The sequence below is a fragment of the Natronorubrum tibetense GA33 genome (genome assembly GCF_000383975.1).
Lineage (GTDB): Archaea > Halobacteriota > Halobacteria > Halobacteriales > Natrialbaceae > Natronorubrum > Natronorubrum tibetense.
This window is the reverse complement of sequence record NZ_KB913017.1, coordinates 3,729,523-3,749,709: the sequence shown is the minus strand read 5'-3', so window position 1 is coordinate 3,749,709 and position 20,187 is coordinate 3,729,523. Positions and strand designations below refer to the sequence as shown.

Annotated in this window: 14 protein-coding genes and 4 pseudogenes; 8 read left to right on the top strand and 10 right to left on the bottom strand. The window is 56.8% G+C overall.

Annotation, left to right across the window (positions count from 1 at the left end; all coding sequences use genetic code 11):
- Window positions 1-314: 314 nt before the first annotated feature.
- On the bottom strand, window positions 315-827 hold the full coding sequence (locus NATTI_RS0119275; RefSeq protein ID WP_006088225.1) for a hypothetical protein: 513 nt from the start codon (window positions 825-827) through the stop codon (window positions 315-317).
- Window positions 828-1,067: 240 nt separating this feature from the next.
- Between NATTI_RS0119275 and NATTI_RS25595 the strand changes: the two are divergent.
- Together NATTI_RS25595 and NATTI_RS0119270 are read left to right on the top strand one after the other, a co-directional pair.
- Window positions 1,068-1,500 (top strand): annotated as a pseudogene (locus NATTI_RS25595) (transposase); the annotation flags it as partial.
- A gap of 537 nt (window positions 1,501-2,037) precedes the next feature.
- The gene (locus NATTI_RS0119270; protein WP_019992051.1) at window positions 2,038-2,499 is read left to right on the top strand and encodes a hypothetical protein; all 462 of its coding nucleotides are present in this window, start codon (window positions 2,038-2,040) and stop codon (window positions 2,497-2,499) included.
- A gap of 272 nt (window positions 2,500-2,771) precedes the next feature.
- Here the strand turns inward: NATTI_RS0119270 and larC are convergent.
- Window positions 2,772-2,951: pseudogene (gene larC, locus NATTI_RS0119265) on the bottom strand (nickel insertion protein); the annotation flags it as partial.
- Between the two features lie 150 nt (window positions 2,952-3,101).
- Window positions 3,102-3,773, bottom strand: a complete 672-nt coding sequence (locus NATTI_RS0119260) for a hypothetical protein (protein WP_241434252.1) — start codon at window positions 3,771-3,773, stop codon at window positions 3,102-3,104.
- A gap of 472 nt (window positions 3,774-4,245) precedes the next feature.
- On the opposite strand from NATTI_RS0119260, the pseudogene NATTI_RS25590 reads away from it, so the two are divergent.
- Window positions 4,246-4,810, top strand: a pseudogene (locus NATTI_RS25590) (DDE-type integrase/transposase/recombinase); the annotation flags it as partial.
- 66 nt (window positions 4,811-4,876) lie between these two features.
- On the opposite strand, the gene NATTI_RS25585 reads toward NATTI_RS25590, so the two are convergent.
- Window positions 4,877-5,512: an IS6 family transposase gene (locus NATTI_RS25585; RefSeq protein ID WP_081630550.1), complete on the bottom strand. Its 636-nt coding sequence runs from the start codon at window positions 5,510-5,512 to the stop codon at window positions 4,877-4,879.
- Window positions 5,513-5,570: 58 nt separating this feature from the next.
- Here NATTI_RS25585 and NATTI_RS25580 point away from each other — a divergent pair.
- Window positions 5,571-5,678 (top strand): annotated as a pseudogene (locus NATTI_RS25580) (integrase core domain-containing protein); the annotation flags it as partial.
- Window positions 5,679-6,136: 458 nt separating this feature from the next.
- A complete protein-coding gene (locus NATTI_RS0119250) occupies window positions 6,137-7,006 on the top strand; it encodes a carboxylate--amine ligase (RefSeq protein WP_241434253.1) in 870 nt (289 codons plus the stop codon).
- Between the two features lie 94 nt (window positions 7,007-7,100).
- On the opposite strand, the gene NATTI_RS0119245 is transcribed toward NATTI_RS0119250, so the two are convergent.
- Entirely contained in the window at window positions 7,101-8,141 is a 1,041-nt protein-coding gene (locus tag NATTI_RS0119245; protein ID WP_006088233.1) for a DUF1616 domain-containing protein, read from the bottom strand.
- 247 nt (window positions 8,142-8,388) lie between these two features.
- Here NATTI_RS0119245 and NATTI_RS0119240 point away from each other — a divergent pair, with 247 nt between their 5' ends.
- On the top strand, window positions 8,389-9,267 hold the full coding sequence (locus tag NATTI_RS0119240; protein ID WP_006088234.1) for a hypothetical protein: 879 nt from the start codon (window positions 8,389-8,391) through the stop codon (window positions 9,265-9,267).
- A gap of 519 nt (window positions 9,268-9,786) precedes the next feature.
- Here NATTI_RS0119240 and NATTI_RS0119230 read toward each other — a convergent pair.
- The 3 genes from NATTI_RS0119230 to NATTI_RS25055 form a co-directional block, all read right to left on the bottom strand.
- The gene (locus tag NATTI_RS0119230) at window positions 9,787-10,662 is read right to left on the bottom strand and encodes a polysaccharide lyase (protein WP_006088236.1); all 876 of its coding nucleotides are present in this window, start codon (window positions 10,660-10,662) and stop codon (window positions 9,787-9,789) included.
- Between the two features lie 273 nt (window positions 10,663-10,935).
- Window positions 10,936-11,883, bottom strand: a complete 948-nt coding sequence (locus NATTI_RS0119225) for a polysaccharide lyase (RefSeq protein WP_019992049.1) — start codon at window positions 11,881-11,883, stop codon at window positions 10,936-10,938.
- Between the two features lie 240 nt (window positions 11,884-12,123).
- Window positions 12,124-14,115 (bottom strand): polysaccharide lyase, encoded by a 1,992-nt coding sequence (locus NATTI_RS25055; RefSeq protein WP_244879984.1) that lies wholly within the window; start codon window positions 14,113-14,115, stop codon window positions 12,124-12,126.
- A 673-nt stretch (window positions 14,116-14,788) separates the two neighbouring features.
- Here NATTI_RS25055 and NATTI_RS0119215 point away from each other — a divergent pair.
- The gene (locus tag NATTI_RS0119215; RefSeq protein ID WP_006088239.1) at window positions 14,789-16,684 is read left to right on the top strand and encodes a hypothetical protein; all 1,896 of its coding nucleotides are present in this window, start codon (window positions 14,789-14,791) and stop codon (window positions 16,682-16,684) included.
- 220 nt (window positions 16,685-16,904) lie between these two features.
- Complete coding sequence (locus NATTI_RS0119210; RefSeq protein ID WP_006088240.1) at window positions 16,905-17,903, top strand: GNAT family N-acetyltransferase; 999 nt, start codon at window positions 16,905-16,907, stop codon at window positions 17,901-17,903.
- A gap of 66 nt (window positions 17,904-17,969) precedes the next feature.
- Here NATTI_RS0119210 and NATTI_RS0119205 read toward each other — a convergent pair whose 3' ends face one another.
- Window positions 17,970-18,563, bottom strand: coding sequence for a hypothetical protein (locus NATTI_RS0119205; protein ID WP_006088241.1), 594 nt, complete (start codon window positions 18,561-18,563; stop codon window positions 17,970-17,972).
- Window positions 18,564-18,669: 106 nt separating this feature from the next.
- Window positions 18,670-20,130 carry a flippase gene (locus NATTI_RS0119200; RefSeq protein WP_027119220.1) on the bottom strand — a complete coding sequence of 487 codons (1,461 nt, stop codon included), beginning with the start codon at window positions 20,128-20,130 and terminating at the stop codon, window positions 18,670-18,672.
- Window positions 20,131-20,187 lie beyond the last annotated feature (57 nt).

Below are 20,187 nucleotides of genomic sequence, written 5' to 3'. Positions count from 1 at the left end.
AGACAACCGCGCCGTCGACAGTTCGTTTCGCTGGCGATACTCGAGTGTTCCGGCCGCAAGTGACCGTCCACTTGCGTTCCCGTTGTCACGTCCCAAAACGACAATCCCGCCGTTCGCAGCCTCCCTGCTCGTCGCGTCGTCGCTCAGTCGTCGCAACCGAGTGCCGGATCCCGGTGCGAGTCGGCGTAAGTGCATGCCACGGGCCACACATCCCGACCACATAATTAGCGGATGCCTACGCGACCGGAAAAGGTCCCGTCTGCCGACACCTCGCGGCCCTCCCGCTCGAGCGAGACGATGCCGAACGCCGCCGCTCAACATTGTATCGACGTATCGACGCCGATGCCGCCTTCCCCGAGCGTCATGACCGTCCGCGATTCTTCGCAGTCTGCGCTCGGCGGCGTGATCGACGTCGTGCTCCGACTGGACTCGGACTCCACGGTCGTCTCGTAGGTTCCCGGATCAACCAGGACGATCTCGAGATACGCCTCGGCCGGAACGTCTTCGGTCCGATCGAGGACGGTCTCCTCGTCGTGGTCGATCCGAACCTCGACCGACCGCTCGTCGTCCGTTGCGTTCCGGATGTAGAGGGAGTACGCCGCGTCCGTTTCCGACTCGTCGCCGATGGTGATCCGCTCGACCGGTTCGGTTTCCGACTCCCCGTCCGACGTACTCTCCTCGTCACGCTGACCGTCGTCGCTCTCGTCGGTCCACAGTGACTCGTCGTCGGACTGACCGTCCGAGGAATCGCCACTACTCCCGAGACAGCCGGCGGTGACACTGACACAGACACCTGCACCGAGACCGATGATGTCGCGTCGATTCATACTGAGTCCCACGTGATCGAATCGCAAACGCTTTTTTCATAGAAGGCAGATTGTCACGAGCACATATGCTGATTATTGAGTTTCCCACCTGTTCGAGTGCCCCTCGAGAATCGAGGAGAGACTAGTGTAATTTCCATCGTAAACAATTCTCACCTCGAGTCTTCGCTGTCTCAGCTCAAGTACGCCGTAAACTGGTCGCCCCACTCCTCTCAGTCGTCAGTCGCGGTTTCTGCAAAAATATCGGTTTGGGGACGAGAATCATATGATCGGGACAAACCGACGGTGTTCACGCTCGTCGATCGTGGCACTGGCGACCGATACGTGATCCCAGCGAAATCAGCCGATGAATCGACGGTTCGGCTCCTTCTCGCAAACCGCAAGAAGGGGCCACTGATCGTCTACATTGACAGATTTCGTGCTTACGATCAATTAAACGAGGACGACGCATTCGACCGCGAATACGTTGTCCACGGCAATGGCGAATATGCGGACAAAACGTTCACGTCAACACCTGCGAGAGCCATGGGTCGCTTCTGCAACCGTGGCTCTCGCCTCATCGAGGCATCTCAAAAGATAAGCTCACACAGTATCTCCGAGCCTTCCTGCTTCGACGGGAATTACTGCGGAGACCGGAAGAGAAGCGCTCAAACACGCTATCAAAGCCACGCTGTGAGATCAACAAAGTGTTACACAAGAGTGTTCGTCCTATTCGTGAGTAGACTAGTAGAGTTGCTCTCTCCATGAGTATAACCAGCGGATTATAGTCACGAGTACCGTAACACTTCATACAGCATCCACCCATCTTGTCATCATTTCTACCTAACAATCAATTACCACCTTATTTTAGCTCGGCTTTTGATCGTCTCAGTAGCCGTCTATACAGTTAGTATCCGGAATTTTGGAACTGGTACCCAATACACTATCGGTAGGGGAATCACGAACGTACCACGGTGACAATAGGGAGACAATAACTGCACATACACAATCTATGAATATTCATCAAGTGTGGCTATGACGGCCGTTTCAGGCCTTTAATCGGCTCGTTTCTCCGAAACTGTTCTCCGGGTATAAGTGGGACTCAGTAATAAGCCGAGACTGGGTCCCGCATCACAGCACTGACGGCAGGGGGCTGGCGAATCTTCAACGATTCGCCGCTCCGCATGGGTTGCAAACTCCAGGTGTATGTGATGTGTGGCCTGATACAACAACAATGAAACGCGCACTCGCAATCACACTGACGGTAGCGATGCTTGGCAGCCTCATGTTCATGGGGTTCGCAGGAACAGCAGCGGCAGATTCACATACCAACATGCCCGGAGACGGCGATGTTAATTTCGGTGACCAGACCTCTGGCGATGCGATAAACATTGCCGAAACGACCCAAGAGAACAATAACGCACAGGTAGGCACTGCAGAAGCCACTTCGCAGTCAAGCGCGACTGCAATGGGCCATGACCACGATCCCAAGAACCACGGTGGAGCTGCAGAAGCCTTCTCCAGTTCCAGCGCTGATGCCACCGTAAACCAGGCCCAGGATGTCACCCAGTCTAACACGGCGGTGACGAACCAGCAGGCTGAGACCGGAGACAACGTTCAGGCAGCAATCAGTGCTGCCTTCGGTGACGACTTCGACGACAACAATAGTAGTCCCAGCTTCCTTGTCGGTCTCTGAGTGACGAACTGCCGTTAAAATCGGTATGAATAATATTGTTTTTTGCCGACCAGTATAGCCGACTAGAGCAGAGCTTTTCTTGAAATCTGCATCCACGGAATAATCGCTGGTGCGATATCGTATTGACAATTTGCTTCAGCTAATGCACAGAAATACAAGTTCATCGTAGGAGTCCATTCGCCGATTCAACAGTCCGCTTGTTTTGTCTAATCGTTGCAATCCTTTGAGGACCGTTTTCTTCTTGCTGCCGTTTCTGCTTGGCGAATTATTGTTCATACGGGGAAACCCATTTTTGATGCAACCGCGGCAGCCTCGTCGTACTCAGCGCTCACATCGTACACCTCGCCGTCCACGTCGCTGGCGACCTTCACCGTCACCTCGTGCGTCTCACCCCCAATATCGACCTCCACGGTCTCGAACTCCCGGTTTGCGATCCAGCGGTGGATCGCCCCCCCGCCTCCCAAACGCCGACCGCCGACTCGAACGAGCAGTCCGTGATCCCCGTGTAGATTCGGGCCGGCCCGTCTGCAACATCGCTATCGCTAGCACGATCAGTCACCGTCTCAGTGATAGAGTGACCGAAACCGGATCCTGCGGACCTCTCACTCGATTTCGAGCGTCCACTCGTCGACGGCGCTCACGGTAACGTAGCCGACGCCTTCGGTGTGAACAGCGGTTACGCCGCCGAACGGGCCGATCGCATCGAACACGAGTTCCCTCCCGTTCCAAACGAAGTCATCGTTCTCCGTTTCCTGTGGAACGACATCGACGCGGAAGTACGATTCAGCCTCGTACATGGCTTTGACAACCGTGTCACCGTCGAATAGAATCGGACCGATCCAGTCCGTTCCGGAACTCGTAATCGAAAACGGCGGATTCTCCGCGTCGTCTTCGGACACGTGCGGTTGTTGAACGGTCAGTTCCCACGGTCCGTCGGCGTCGACGTAGAGCACGTACGTTCCCTCTTCGACGAAGGTACCGGTTGATCCATCGAACGGTCCGATATGACTGAGCAGCGAGTAGTCCTGCCCGTTCTCGCTCGGAACGGCCCGAACCTCGAACGTCGACTCACCCTCGTGAACGCCGTCGATCAACGTCGGCCCACCGTCGATTTCGAACTCCTCCGTTACGGTTACTCCGTCGCCGGTGAACTCGATCGAATCCGACTCCTCATCGTCGTCGCTATCGTCTTGTCCCATGGCGGTCGCTGGGACGGTTCCGAGTGTCGTCCCGAGAACGATTCCACCACCCGTTAGCAGCATTCGGCGGCGCATAGGTGTGTCTCTGTGAATTTGGTACTTAGCTCGCTAGGATCGATAGGAGGGCACAATCGCATCCAAACTTCGCCCACGCCTGTTTACTCGGCGTATCGGCGGCTAAATTACTTCCGCTGTTGCCATTTCGTGACCAATCCGCGGGTGGATGGAAAGAACATCAGGTAATTAGCCCTAACCGACTAACACCGCTATTTCAGAAGGTGAGGCAAACCGCCAACAGAGCTGAGTCGTCGGGGCGAGGTGACGTTCAACTATCGAATAACCGTCATAAAGCGTACGGTGGACCCGAAATTAACGCTTTCTTCGCTACGCATCTCGACACGTAATCGGCGCTATCGAATTATCAGGTTCCACTCACACGTGGGCAGTATAGAGAACGAAACAGTTTGTTCGAGCGAGATATTTGGGCGAGTGGCACCGTCTAGTTAGCGCGGTTTGAGAAGCAGCAGGTCGTAGAGTTGGTTTGATCATGCCGCTCGCAGACCTGCTCAGCGAGTGCTATGCGGCGGAATTTGATGAATGTTGGGAGCGGATGGCGACGCCCATCAGGGTGTTCGCCGTCCGCCTCCATGCGACCAGATATTCGCTTCGATAGACACAAGCAATTCTTCGCTTGCTCGGCGTAGACCGCTCTTATCAAGCGATCTGCCAGTGGGTACATCGGCTGGCTGACAGCGTGCCAGACCCGCCGCCGACCACGATAACGAAGTTCTCGTGCAGCCCATCAGAACGCTTCGCGTTCTGAGGACGGCGAAATCGTCGCGAGTCGCGATTGATGAGACTGCTGTCAAGATAAACGGCGACTGGCCTTGAGGTATGCTGCAATCGATCTCGACTCACGGTTGATTCTCGATGTCGCAGTCTTCGCACGACAAGGCACCGATCCAGCTGCCGCGTTTCTGCATCGGTTAACCGAGAAACGCGATCTCTCCGATACTGAGCTTCTCGTTGTTGGCTACGGCCACCTGACTGCACTCTCCCGATTAGGATTGAGCGGTCAGCTTAATTATGTTGACCGAAACCTGACCGAAAAGTGATTTCATACGCTGAAGATACGGGTCGACCGCTTTCATAGTTCGTGGGTGGCCAGTCCATCGTGTTCAGATAAGCTGATTCCATGCAAAGGCGAACGATCTAAGCCACTCACCAGCTGTTTCCGCGTGTGCATGACTAAAGCAGTTTGAAAACGAAGAAGTTCGTCGTTTTATTTCTCGAAAGACACGTTCGACGCTGTTCCGATTTCCGTGGCGTTCGTATCTGAAATCGAGATCATGTCGTTGGCAGGCGTAGTTCAGTGCTTTGTCGCCGTCGACGAGAAACACGGCGTCATCGACGTCGTGTTTCTCGCGCAGTTCCGCAATGAATGAACTTGCTATCACTTTGGTTCTGGTCGGTTCAAGCTGTGTATGGAGCAATTCGTTTGACTCGGGATCCACCGCAGCATACAGCCAGTACTGCTCGTCGTTGAGTCGGATCACGGTTTCGTCAACCGCAACCTGATCCGGATCCCGACCAGAATCTGGCTGTAGGTCAGCTTTGTGAACCCAATTATGGACGGTGGACCGAGCTCGATTAACACCGAATATCTCGAGAATGCGAACAGTATTTGAAAGCGAGAGGCCAGCGAGATGAAGCTGAATACTGAGCTTCATCAACAGTCGCGGTGTTGCCTCTCGCTCCACAAAATCCAAGTCAATTTGGCCGATACTAGAACTGAGGCGTGCGTTTTCGGGCATGAATCACTTTGAAAACGCCACGCCTCACTCCTTCAACCTTATCTGAACACCACCGGCCAGTCGGGCCAGCGTCAGAGAGTGGCTTGATCAGTTCGCACACTACTACAACACACAGCGACCGCACCAGTCACTCAACGGACGGACGCCAGCGGAGGTGCTAAACTAGACAGTACCCCAACGCTTAATGACTCTGGTCTCCGTAGAGTTTTGAGTTAAAACTTAAAGTTCAAGTTACTAATCTAACAATCACGACTGTATATATCCGGCCTCGTTGTGATAACGGTGTACATGGCAGGAACCGTATCCGAGCGAGAGAAAGTTCTCCTTCCGGCAACGTTTAGCCCTGCGTGTTATACATGTGTCCGGTCACTCGGAAAAAGCGGCGTGTACACGATCGTCGCCTCCGAGTACGAGGACGTCCCGGCAGGCGGATCACGGTTCTGTGACGAACAGATTCGCATTTGTTCTCCCGAGGACGATCTGATCGCCTACAAAAATGCGCTGAGACGCATCGCCAGACGGCAAAACGTCCGCACTATTCTCCCGCTTCGTCCCTCTGACCCGTATGTGCTCGCGAAATATCAGGACGAATTCGAACGACACACGTCGGTACCTGTCCCCTCGATGGAAACAATCAGTATCGTCAACGATCGGATGAAGCTCTACGACAACGCCGTCGAGGCAGAGGTTCCGGTCCCCGAAACCTGGTGTATCGATGAATTCGATCAGTGGGACGACGAGTTCATCATCAAATCGCGATACAATCTTCTTACGGCAGAGCAGGTTCCGTCGTACCAATCGAACGAATCTGGAATCGAAAAGGGGATCGTCCACGTCGAATCCGGCGCCAAACCTAATCGAAATTCGATCATTACCGAAATGAATCATAAACCGATCGTCCAAAAGTACGTGCGAAACGACGCACAGTACGTGTTCGGTGCACTATACGACGACGGAGAGCCGCAGGTGACGTTTCAACATCGACAGATTCGCGGCGACTCCTACACTGGCGGTGGTGGCGTCTATCGAGAGTCGATGTACGATCCGGATCTTGAGGCTGTTGGTCGTCGACTCCTGGAGCATCTCGACTGGCACGGAATCGCGTGTATCGAATTCGCGAAGGACAGCGAGACGGGCGAGTACAAACTCCTGGAGATCAACCCGCGTTTCTGGCAATCACTCTCCTGTGCAGTTCGTGCAGGTGCTGATTTCCCGACGTACTACTGGATGCAAGCAACCGGTAGGACTGAGGCGATCGATCCGGGATACGTGAACGGAATCAGAAGTCATTACCTCTATGGCGAGATCTGTCACCTGTCGAGCGTTCTATTTGATAGTTCGGTACTGGTCGATCGCCCGTCGTTGCCGATCAAAACGTGGAAAATCCTCAGTTCCTGTCTCATGACTCCCCGATTCGATGTCGTACATATCGACGACCCGGTCCCGACCGTGCGTAGTCTTCGTCGAGTCCTTCGAAACAGGCTGATGAAGTGAACGGCCTGGATCGACGGTGTCGTTCGACCGAACCCGTTGTCGAGCGAGATTCGGTGCGGCGGTTCGAAAGTCGATCGTCCGTGGAAAAACTCTGCTACCCCTCGTCAGTCGTCGTTTCAGTCGCACCCGATTCTCCCCATAGATGAACGTGATAACTCGCGTCGTCTACTGATGGGTCGGACGGAACGTTGTCGTCCAGATACACCAGCCACACGATTCGAACCTCGTCATCCGCTCCCGTCGGGTCGATATCGTGTTCGATCGTTCCCGTTTCGTCGTGCTCGAGTTGAATCTCGAACCGCTCGAGCTCCCGCTCTTCGTGCACTACGGTTTCATTATCACGGACCTCGGCGTCCTGTTCGGCGACGACGACGGTGTAATCCACCGTCTGGCGTTCGTGATTGTCGATCGCGAGAACAAACTCCTGCTCCTCACCGGGCTCGAACTCGGTCGGATAGTCGTCGGCAACCAGTTCACCGTCGTCCTCGACGAGGAGCGTGACGGTCGAAAAATCGTCTTCCTGTGGCAGGTTCGTGGCGGCGAACCCGACGCTTCCGGCCGCGAGAAGTACCGATGCGACGAGCAGGATGGACAGGACCGCATCCGCTCGGTCGGCCGGTTCGAGCACACTGGATCGGGCTGCCGCGAGCCACGTTTCGTACGGAACCCGAAACCGCTCCGCTTCGGGAATGGTCCACCGTCGAACGACGGCGACGCCCGTCAAGATCAGCGAGAAGGCAGTGATGCCGATCGCGATCGGACCGGTCTGAATCCCCCACGACGTGAACGTAAAGAGAAACCCGACGATCGGAACGATTACCGCACTGAGGCCGATCGAGAGCGCTACGCGTTCCGAACCGTCGATTCCCGCTCGTAATCGATCACTTTCCCTCGATTCGTCGCTGGGTGGTGACTCCCCCTGCTCTGGGTAGAGTGCTGCTACGACGGCGTAGCCCGGAACGAAGAGCACGAACACGAGAATTGCCGGAATTCGAAGCATCGGTATTTCACGGACGATCGGCGCGAACACGACAGCATTGACGACGGCCGTTACTCCGAGAACCGCCACGAGATCCGCGGGGATCTGCCAGAGCTGGCGAAAGGGAACCGGACCGAGCGAGTGATCGGCGGCCATGCGTCGCTTCTTCCACCGTCGTCGGTAAAAAGAGGCTGGTCACGAAACGAGACACTCAAGTTACGGTGAACGCGGCGGTGAGTCAGTGTTCGTGTTCGATCCGTTGTACTCGAACGATATCGTTGGTTATTACCCGTCGTATATTTATATTAAAATATAATAAGATGTTTACAATCTATCTTACTGACCACCACATTCAAATGTGATATCAGTGTATACGTTTTCTAATGTGGCCCATTGACCGCACATGAGTTCCGAAGACATCGACGGAGACGCGAGTTCACCCGACAGTGAATCGGTCAGTGGCCACAACCTGAGTACGACCCGTTTGCCCGCCGATCACGCCGAACGGCTTCCCGAAGAACCCGCATCGTTTCGCAGCGATCACGCTCGTTCTTCCGGATCGCAGTATCGCTGGACAGCGCTCGCGCTCGCAGCGCTCGGACTCGGGATCGGTCTGGCCGGGATCCTCTTCCCGGACACCCGTGACGTCCTCTTTACGCTCGCCGCTGTCGGACTGTTCGGCGGATTCCTCACGTACTATCTCTCTTCCGGCCAGTATCTTTCCGTCACAGTCGGCGAATCCATATACGCCGCAAGCGCCTCGAACGGTGCCGCGATTGTCGACGCGTTCGACCTGAAAGCGGACCACATTTACGCACCAACTGGGCCGAACGCCGACCTCCATCGAGCACGGTTGGTTATTCCTGTTCGATCCGGCGGCCACGTTCCCGAAGAACTTGCCGTCCGGTCCGAGGACGGCGGTAACGGACTCGTCCTCGAGCCAACCGGGTACGGTCTCTTTCGAGAATTCGAACGCATGCTGTCCGGTGATCTTGCGACGACACCGGCCCCACTCGCCGCGGCGCTCGCCGATGGACTGGTCGAGGGACTCGATCTCGCGCGTGAGGTGAAGCCGACCGTCGACAGTGCCGATGGGCGGATGACGTTCGAGATCTCTGGTGGCTCGCTCGCGCCTCTCGACCGGTTCGATCATCCGATACCCTCGTTCATCGGTGTCGGTCTCGCCGTTGGACTCGATCGGCCGATCGAACTCGAGGTCGACTCGAGTGATGGTCGAGCGGAGTGGCTGGTCACCTGTCGGTGGGAGATAGACGACGCTTGACGTGAAACGGGGCGGCGATAACCGACGGTGCACCGGATGCCATGTGAGGAAATCGGTCGACAGTTCTGGCGTGACGGTCGCGCACTGGAACTCGATTCGACCGCTCACTACGAAAGTATGCCGATTCCCTGAATTTCGAGGATTCGTCGCATCAGTACGATCGAGAAAGCGACCAGACCGAACGCGAGGAGTAACCGCAATCGCGATCGCCACCTCGGTTGCACGGCGGACGGTGCCGTTAGATCGGACACGACGAGGAGACCGAGCATCGTGAGGAGGAAAAAGAGTTCATACGTGAGCGCACCGAGTGCCACCAGTCCGAACACGGCCGTAACCATCCAGGCCATCTGCCAGCGAACGAATTGAATCCATCGGTGGTGGGTCATCGATCGGTTTACCCCAAGCACGAACGTAAAACCGGAGGGTACACAAGTCGGCCAACCGGTCACCAACCGTCTCGTGACCGAATCGATACTCGAGAACCGCTCGATTCCGGGACACCCGCAGCGCTTCGGCACATCACTGCGACGCCGTTACGCTCGGTCGCTCACTCCACAGCCACAACTGGAGGTCGTCGAAGTCCATGTGCTGGTCGACTGGCGACCCCCAGTCACCGCCGAAGTAACAGTTGAACCACAGGGACTCGATTTTGATATCCTCGTATCCTTCGTCGCGCATGTAGAGTTCGTCGACGCCGATAGCGCGTTCCCCGTCGACCCAGGCGAGGTACGCCCCATCGGATTCGCCGGGCGCGTTCACCTCGACGTACTGGTCGATGCGGTGCCAGGTGTCCGTCTCGAGCGGAACGTCCCACCGCGGGTGGTCGCCGTACTCGCGGTCGGCCTCCGCGTGATAGATTTGCGTCCCGAGGGCGATCGGCCCCGCTCCCTCGGGATGTCGGTCGGGCCGGCAATTGAACATACGCGCGGACCATCCGTTCGTCCCGTCAACCTCCCGACCGCCGTATCCTCCCTGTTCCGTATCGCTACCGTTGAACCGCGACGCGAACCCCGGGAGTTTGGTTCCACCGAGCCCGTCCGAGTAAAACTCCCATTCGTCCGGGAACCGCATCCACGTCCGGAGGTGGGCAGCTTCGGGTTCGAAGTCGTAGTGCTCCTCCATGAAGTGGTCCATCGTCATTCCGTAATATTCACCTTCGGGCCAGTAGACCCGAAACGGAACGTCCGATCGACCGGTGTACGTCGTCGTATCGGATCCCTCAAAGATGTTCGTGAACCACCGTTCCCAGTCCTCGTCGAACGATACCGTGTTGTACTGATCGGCGGTTTCGAGGAGGTCGTCGACGTCATCTACCTCGCCGTAGTCTGGATCGTCGGTAAAACATCCCGCTAGTGTCGTTCCAGCGACCGCAGCGAGGAGGGCACGTCGACGCATACGGGAACCTACTACCTTCATCGGATAAGAGCCTTTGGCCGTCATTAGCGCCGTAAACGAGTGTTTGGAGGTGAATCAACGAACGGTAATCCCTCGGAGTAGGTCAGGAAAGAGTTATCAGACGTTACTTCTCGATGTCGACGACCGCGCTGAGTCGTCTTCCGACACGCTTCCGTCGCTTGCGTCGATGGAACCGATCGAGTGTATCGGTCTACTCGTCGGCTTTCCGTCGGCGTGGCCGCGCTATCGGGCGATGCGATAGCGACTCAGAAGTCAGGGCCGCTCCTCCCAGAGCCACAGTTCGAGGTCGTCGAACAGCATGTGCTGGTCGACCGGCGAGCCCCAATCGCCGCCGAAGTAACAGTTGCACCACAGGGCCTGAATGCCGATCAGGTCACCGTACCCCTCGTCGCGGAAGTACAGCCTCTCCATCTCGACGGCGAGGTCGCCGTCAACCCAGCCGCGGTAGACGCCGTCTTCCCTGCCGGGCGTATTCATCTCGACGTACTGATCGATCTGGTGCCAGGTTCCCCTCTCGAGTGCGGCGTCCCAGGTCGGGTGCGCGCCGTGTTCGCCGCCGTTGCCGGCGTGGTAGACCTGACTGCCGAGACCGATCGGCCCGTTCCCGTCGGCCCGATCTGGTCGGCAGTTGAACAGTCGGGACGACCAGCCGTTGGTGCCGTCGGAGGGGCGGCCACCGTAGCCGCCGGGACCGATGTCGTGGTCGCCGGTCTGGTAGGTGCCGGCGAAGCCGGGGAGTTTCGTCCCGCCGAGACCGTCGGAGTGGAACTCCCAATCGTCGGGGAAGTAGACCCAGTAGCGGACGTGGCCGGAGTCGGGCTGGTAGCCGTGGTTTTCGTCCATGAGGTACTCCATCGTCGCGCCGTAGTACTCTCCCGTCGGCCAGTCCACGCGCAATACGGCGTCCGAGCGGTCCGAATCGGACGTCACCGATGTGTTGGTGCCCTCCGTGTTCGTGAACCACTGTTCCCAGTTTCCGTCGAACGAAATGGCGGTGTGGTCGGACGCAGTCTCAAGATCGTGTCCGGACTCCGAGTCGTCACGTCCGCTCGCAGCCCCGCTCGCGATGCCCAGCGTCGCAAGCGTTCCGCCCGCCAGTTTGAGGCAAGATCGTCGACCGAGTCCGTCGTCAGTCCCGCGATACCGAGTGTGTTCAGTCGAGGGGCTACTGTCGTCCGCGTCCGCTCGGTAACGTTCCATTACGACTCGACCAACCGAGTAATACAATTATAAACTTTCTCGAGTTCGAATTCGCTATAATTCTTGAAATAATTCTTATTTTAAAAAACAGTAAAAATACAACGATCTGCTTAATAGAAAGCGTTCTTTCGTATCGATGGTTACTTTGAGCCGAAAAATATCGAAAGACCGCTTGTTGAGTGGAACGGCCGTCTGCTACTGGCCGAACACGAGACTTGTCAGTTGAGACAGTGTAACGCGTTAAGTTTGTCCTCGACCACGGTTTGGACGTTCTTCGTCGTCTTCGGTATCCTCCTCGTCGTCGGCCGTAGTGAACGCCTGTACCGACCCTTCGGCAACCCGGTTGGCCCCATCCAACAGTGACGCGTAGTACTCGTACTCCGCCCCTGTCTCCAACTCATTGTTGGACATGGTTCGGGCGATACTCGTCGGCTCGGTAACATCGGTTGGGCCCGCGTAATGCCAGACCCAGCCGCCACTCCCGGCTTCGCGGAAGTAGAATCGGGCTTCCAACGCGTCGTGCTCGCCGACTGTTTCGACCTCACCGGTTAACTCGACGGACTCGTCGGTGACCTCCGCACCTCCGGTAGTCACACTTGGGCCTTCTTCCGCCTCTTCTTCGAACGTCGTGAACGTTTCCGTCTCGCCCGTAGCTACTTGTTCGCTTCCATCGAGCAGGGACGCGTAATATTCGTACTCCGAACCCTCCGCTAACTCGTCGCTGGACATGGTTCGGGTGATACTCGTCGGTTCGGTAACATCGGTTGGGCCCGCGTAATGCCAGACCCAGCCGTCACTCCCGGCCTCGCGGAAGTAGAATCGGGCTTCCAACGCGTCGTGCTCGCCGACTGTTTCGACCTCGCCGGTTAACTCGACGGACTCGTCGGTGACCTCCGTACTTCCAGTAGTCACGCTTGGGCCTTCTTCCGCCTCTTCTTCGAACGTCGTGAACGTTTCCGTCTCGCCCGTAGCTACTTGTTCGCTTCCATCGATCAAGGACGCGTAATATTCGTACTCCGAACCCTCCGCTAACTCGTCGCTGGACATGGTTCGGGCGATACTCGTCGGTTCGGTAACGTCGGTTGGGCCCGCATAATGCCAGACCCAACCGTCGCTCCCGGCTTCGCGGAAGTAGAATCGGGCTTCCAACGCGTCGTGCTCGCCGACTGTTTCCACCTCGCCGGTGAGTTCGATAGCGGTTTCGTCGACGATTGAACCGCCGGTACTAACGCTCGGTTCGGTCGGTTCACCGCTCTCGTCATCATTCCCGTCGCTCAGATCCGGACGATCGTTCCACAACCAGATCTCCAGATCGTCGAACAGCATGTGCTGGTCGACCGGCGACCCCCAGTCGCCGCCGAAGTAAAACATCGCCCACAGCGTTTGGATGCCGATCAGGTCACCGTACCCTTCGTCGCGGAAGTACAGCCCCTCCATCTCGACGGCGAGGTCGCCGTCAACCCAGCCGCGGTAGACGCCGTCTTCCCTGCCGGGCGTATTCATCTCGACATACTGGTCGATCCGGTGCCAAGTGCCCGTCTCGAGGGCGGCGTCCCAGGTCGGGTGCGCACCGTGTTCGCCGCCGTCGCCGGCGTGGTAGACCTGACTGCCGAGACCGATTGGGCCGCGGCCGCCGGCCCGATCTGGTCGGCAGTTGAACAGTCGGGACGACCAACCGTTGGTACCGTCGGAGGGGCGGCCACCGTAGCCGCCGGGACCGATGTCGTGGTCGCCGGTTTGGTAGGTGCCAGCGAAGCCGGGGAGTTTCGTCCCGCCGAGACCGTCGGAGTGGAACTCCCAGTCGTCGGGGAAGTAGACCCAGTAGCGGACGTGGCCGGAGTCGGGCTGGTAGCCGTGGTTTTCGTCCATGAGGTACTCCATCGTCGCGCCGTAGTACTCTCCCGTCGGCCAGTCGATGCGGAGTGCGCTGCCACCACGACTGTGATTCGTCGTCGTCGAAACGTAGCCGCCGTGCGTATTCGTGAACCACTGTTCCCAGTTCCCGTCGAACGAGACGTGGTTGTAGTCGTCCGCGCTCTCGAGATACGCGGCGGGATCGGAGCCCGCCGTCGCACTCGCCGTGGTTGTGGCCATCCCCAGAGACGCCGCTGCCACAGCGGCACCACTGGTCAGTTTCAGGTACGACCGCCTGTTACAACGGTTGTCGGTTGTTCGTCGCTCGTCGCCAGTGCTGCTGCTATTGCCGTCCAGTATCGGTCGATCGCGTGCCATTGTAATTGTATACAGACAGTCACGGTATAATAAGTCTTTCCGCATGAAAGTCACCAAACGATTAGAATTGAATTCTAGAGTTGAACAATTTCATTATAATATATATGTTCTTTTGGAAAAATATGGTCTATTTATTAACTATTACCGGAAGTCAACAGGCGCTTACGAGACCGAATAGGGATCGGACGTCGCGTAAGAAGCTACTACCGCAGCAATCGTACCGTTCGCCATGAACTCGGTATCGACCCGTTCGATTGCGAGCCGGATCCGATACGGAAATCACCAATTACGTCCTGAGAAAACCACACATTCAACCGAGAGACCTTCCTTCGCACTGTCACCACCCCTACAGCTATACAGTCCCGCTCGATGTACGATCCGTGACTCTACAGATGCGATCACGTACACTCCTCGCGGGCGCGCACGACCTGGACGGTCCCTTCGACGAATCGTCGCACAATTCGGTGACGATTCCCGCGACGTCCGACTTCTCTTTCGAACTGAACGGACGATACAAACGACGTGTGTCCTCTCGTCTCTACCGGTCTATCACACGATTTCGTCTACCGAACGCGGCGATTCGCGGTCGAACGGTTCGCTCGCGACACGAGGGGGTCCGTTCTCGTCCCTCAAGGACGACGAGTCGTGATTTGTCGCCGGCAGAATTGAAAGCATGACGTTCGCCGTAAGCCGCGAGCAATTGTTCGCTCTCACGTACGCGCTCATGATCTACGGCCTGCCCGTTTTGGCGGTTGTCGGCATTTTGACGCCGCTGTTGCTGGGACTGTCGAATTTCAGTATTCTCGGAATCTATCTCGCCGTTCCGATGCTGCTCGCACCCGTGGTAGCGCGGTCGTTCCGACGGTCGACTGAAAAGAAAACAAAGACGACGTTCGATCCCGATTCACTCCGCCGACTCGACTGGCGAATTCCATCGATACTGGTTCACGTACTCGTCGCGATTCTGATCTCCATGACGGCGGCGTACGCCGTTCGACCGACGGCGTTTTATTTCGTGTTTGCCGCCGTCTACGGGCTGTTGTTTTTACTAATTCTCTCATCCGGACCCGGCGCTGCACGCAGCGGTGTCGCACTCTATCACTGTATCCTGGCGCTGCTGGTCTCGATTTTCAGCGTGACGCTCAACTACGATTACTTCATCGGTAGAACGGATTTGCCCGCTCATGTCGGAATGATGCTCTCGATTTACGAAACCGGTACGATGCCCGAAACGTGGGAACTGTACGAGTCGTTTCCGCTGTGGCACACGTACACTGCGTCGTCGTATGCCCTTCTGGGCGAGTCGATTAATCCTCACACGACGATGGTCTTACTTTCTGGACTCATCTTCGGTGCGGGCGTGGTGATGATGTACGTCCTCGCGCGTCGTGTGTATCCGAACGAGACGGTCGCGTTACTCTCCTGTCTGGTGCTCATTGCGATCCCCGAGTACGTCTTCTACGGTATGTACTCGATCTCGCGGAGCATCACGTCCGTCCTGTTTATCGTTCTCCTCTTCACGCTTGTCTCCCGCGCGTCGGTCAGAATGCGGCTGCTGAGTGCTCTCTTCGTCGCCGCTATCGTGTTCTATCACACGGTATCGATCCCGTTCGTGCTGGTACTACTCGGAATTCTATTCGTCGTCGAGCGGGGATACACCGTCAACCAGCGCTCTCTCGAGCGCGGAATCGGGGCTGAAAAATACGTCGTCGACGGATCGGTGCTGCTCATCGCTGGCGCGATCACCGGCATTTACTGGTTGTATAGCGCCGAGAGCCTCGCGGCCCTCGTAATCGATTACACCGTCGGCATTTTCGTCGGAACGAGTCCGACGGAGGGTGCTCCCGGGGGCGTATTGCAATTCCCGTGGCACGAGTTGGCGAATTACCTCCCGTACGCCTTCGCGTTATTCTTCGTACTCGTCGGATTTCTCTTCTGGTTCGAACGGACGCGCGACGAGGCACCGCTTCTCACCTCGTTCAGCGTCGCGACAGTGCTGATGATCCCCCTGTTGTTCCCAGGTCCGACGCTCCTCGTCGAATCGCTGGCAGGAGTGAACTTCACCAGGTTCGCTCATTACGGGTTCGTCTTCCTCGCATTGACGGCCGGATACGGACTCTACGAACTGGTCAAGAGAGGCGGTTTCAAAACGTTTCTCGTCGTATTACTACTGGTATCGTGTTTCTCGTTCGTGGCCGTCTCGAACGACTTCGTCGCATCCGATAACCCCCTCGTCGAGCGGGAGTTCTACACGTACTACCACACGGAACAGGAACGGGAATCGTTCGAGCAGCTCGATGCGGTCCATCGAGACGAGTTGGGATCCGACCACGTCACGTGTCGATACTACGAGGAGGTGCTGCAGTCCGAGTGCGAACGGTTGCCGATCGAAGACGGATCCGTCGACCACGGAGTAGCCGACGGGGTTCTCATCCGCGAGGGGGAACTCGAGCAGCGACCGCTACAGTTGGCCGAATCTGAATACGTCTACGAGGACGAACTGCCGTGGGACGAGTTCTCGGAACGGAACCGAGTGTACGATTCGAACAGCGTCGTGTACTACCGGTAATCCCGACGGTGCAGCGGACCAACCGATCAGTCACCATCTTGCCAGCAGGTTCGATTTCCGGACGTTGAAAGCCCATGCCGCACTTATTATGCCATTCGATGCGGTAATGAGTAACTCCGACAACCACTGACACTGGGTCCGATCGCCAGTGTTCCACGTTCATGATGATATATTACGTAACGCAGACACGATACCTCCTTGTATCCGGACAGGTGATTAGATGAGTATCGAGGTCGCGCGTCTCGACGACGCAGACGAATGGAACAGCCTCATCGAGCGCTCTCCACAGACTACCCCTTTCCATCGCTTCGAAGCGCTCAAGGTGATGGGAGAGTACTCAAACGCGACTCTGCATCCGTTCTGTGGCTACAAGGGGGACGAACCCATCGGACTGTTCCCGGTTTTCGCGTTGTCGCGGGGCCCGATTCGCATTGCGCTCTCCCCGCCTCCCGACCTAAAGATCAGTTACCTGGGTCCCGTTTTACTCAACCACGAAAAGCTGAAACGACGAAAGGCCGAAAAGCGCCACCGTCGGTTTATTGAGGCTGTCGACGTGAAACTACAGGAGACCGTCGACCCTCGCTACGTCCACGTTCGAACTCACCCGGCCTACAACGATCCCCGTCCGTTCATCTGGAACGACTTCAAGGCGACCCCGGAGTTCACCTACGAGGTCGACATCACGCCCGATTCCGACGACCTGTTTATGACGTTCAGCGGTGACATCCGGTCGAACGTTCGCCATGCTGACGACGCCGAGTACGAACTTCTCGAAGGCGACGAGGCGGACGTCGGGAGAATCATCAACATGGCACAGAACCGTCACGCCGAGCAAGGCGTCGCGTTCAATGTCCCCGAGTCCTTCGCTCGCGATCTCTATCGAGCGCTACCCGAAGGGACCATGCGCGCGTACATCTGTCGAGCGGAAGGTGAGTTCGTCGGCGGCGATCTCACACTGGAGAACGACGAGGTGATTCTCGCTTGGCAAGGGGTAGCCGATTACGAATTCGATTTACCCGTGACAGATCTCGTCGTCTGGTACTATATCCGCCAAGCCCACGAACGCGGTATCGAACGATTCGATCTCGCCGGGGCAAACAATCCCCGCCTCTGTAAGTACAAGGCCAAATTTAATCCCGAGATCCGGTCCTACTACACGCTCGAACGAGGAAGTAAAGCGATGAACGGAGTGAAGGAACTGTACAAGCGCTTCCGGTGACGCGCATCGAATTGATCGACTACCGGAACGTATTCGATATCTGGTCGGCAGACGGAGAACTCGAATTCACTCTGATTCGGGAAGCGGCGGATGCGACGTGTCCCAGTTCCACCGCCCGATCTTTTTCATATCGAATGGTGGATAGCCCAGACTGTACGTTCTAAGCGTTCCTGCCGGTCCGAATCCGCTCGACACTATCGAAAATCGCGAGACGTTGTCGATGTCGGTGTCAGTGTAAATCGACGAACCGAGGTCGTATTCGTAGATCGCTCGCAGCCGTTCGGCGAGAAGATACTTGTGCCATCCTTCCCCGCGATCCCCTTCTCTCGTTCTGGCAAAGAACAACCAATACGTATCGAGGTCCCCGATCCAGTCGGGGAGTTGGATCGGAACCCTGTCGGATCTCGGCGTACAGATCCATCCGTACGCGGTCCAAGACTCGTCGTCGTGTGCGAGTAGGCCGCTGTACCCTGAATCGAGGAAATGAAAAAATCTCTCCCGTCGGTTGCTTGATTCTACGACAGTATTTATTAATTCCTCCGCAACCCATTCAACATTCAAATCCCGACTGGGAATCGCAATATTCGGTATCGCACCGTCGTGATAGTACACGAGGGACTCGGTACGTATTTTTTCGAACGACCCGGAAAGCACGTCCATGATTGCCCCCTCCAGCACGAACGACGTAGCTGTAACACTTGGACAGGACTGCCGTATAATAGCGGCCGAACTCACCGCTCGCATCGTGTTACGTACCCCTGTGGAATCAGTTTTTGAGCATAGTCACTATCTCGCCGTAATCGATGAGATCAAGCGCGTGACAGGCGAAGAGCCAGATACCGGTTCCAATCGTTACACCCAGTATCAGTGCCGTGTACCCCGTGAACGCCTGGGTGAGTCCGTGAACGGCCGTTCCCATCACGAAGGAAAGCACCAACACCCGTAAGAGACAACGGCCGATGCTTGGGACGTCGAACGGCAGTTCCGTGTAGACGATGTAGACGGTGGCGAACGAATACAGACCGTGCGTGATGACGGTCGCAATCGCAGCGCCAACGACACCTACGACCGGAATTAACAGTATGTTCAAAATGAGATTTCCTAACGACGTAATGAATTTGACGATCGCTTTCGATCGAGCTCGGCCGAGGTAATCGACGGCAGGGCTCGAAATGGAGGCGAGTCCCTCGAAGAAGACGAACAACGCGAGAATTTGCACAACGACAATCGCACCGGTGTACTCGTCGCCAAAGATACTCGGAATCGCGACGTCTGCGACGAGGATGATCCCGACAGCAGCGGGGACATAAAATATGAGCGTCTTGTTCAGACTCTCCTGGTAGAGGGCTGCGGCGTTCTTCCCCCGCCCAGCCGCCTTGTCAGCACCGTAAGTCGGCGAAAGTGCGAAGCCGAGCGAAGCCGCAGGGACGCTGACGAGCTGCGAGATTTCTTTCCCGATCGTGTAGAACGCGACGGCCAGCGGATTAATAAAGTAGCCCACGAGGAGGATGTCCACCTGTCGGTCAACGACGTCGGACAGTCTCGTCACGGTCAGCGGAACGTTGTACCGGAGAACCTGGTACCGGATTTCGGATCGATCTCTCTCCCCCGTTTCGTCCGGACTCCGAACCCTGGCGATCATGACGAACCCGACGATCGCCGCCGATCCGTATCCGAAGACGTATCCGAGGACCGCGGTCACCGCGGACGGTTCGTAGAGGACGAATCCGATCACGAACAGGCCCGTGAACAGCGCTTCGAGGGCGTGAAGCTTCGCACTCGCGATGACGTTCTCGTACCCCTGCAGAAGAATTCGGTTGTACTGGTGCAGGGAGTAAAATAGCACGATACCCGAACCAACGACGATGACGGGTGCGATCGACGGTTCGTCGAGCACGTCGGCGATCACGTCCGCTGAGACGACGAGAATCAGCGCGACTGCGATCGCTGCAACGATCGCGAGCAGCCGCGATTCGACGACGACAGTGTCTGCTTTCGCCGGCTCTGACGATTTGAACTCCGCGACGTATCTCGCAGCAGACCGAGCGATTCCCATTTCGCTGAACAACCTGAAAAACGCGAAGACAGAGATCGCCAGCGCGAGCAATCCGTACGACTCTGCACCTAGCGACCGAGTGAGGAATACGAGCAACACGCCGGCCATCAGGGCGTGGAAAGCTCTTCCTGCGAACTCGGACGTGACGCTCGATACGAGGTCACTTCTCATTCGTACCTTGCTGTAAACGGCTGTATGGAGATCGGATTCGTCGTACGAACATGGGGT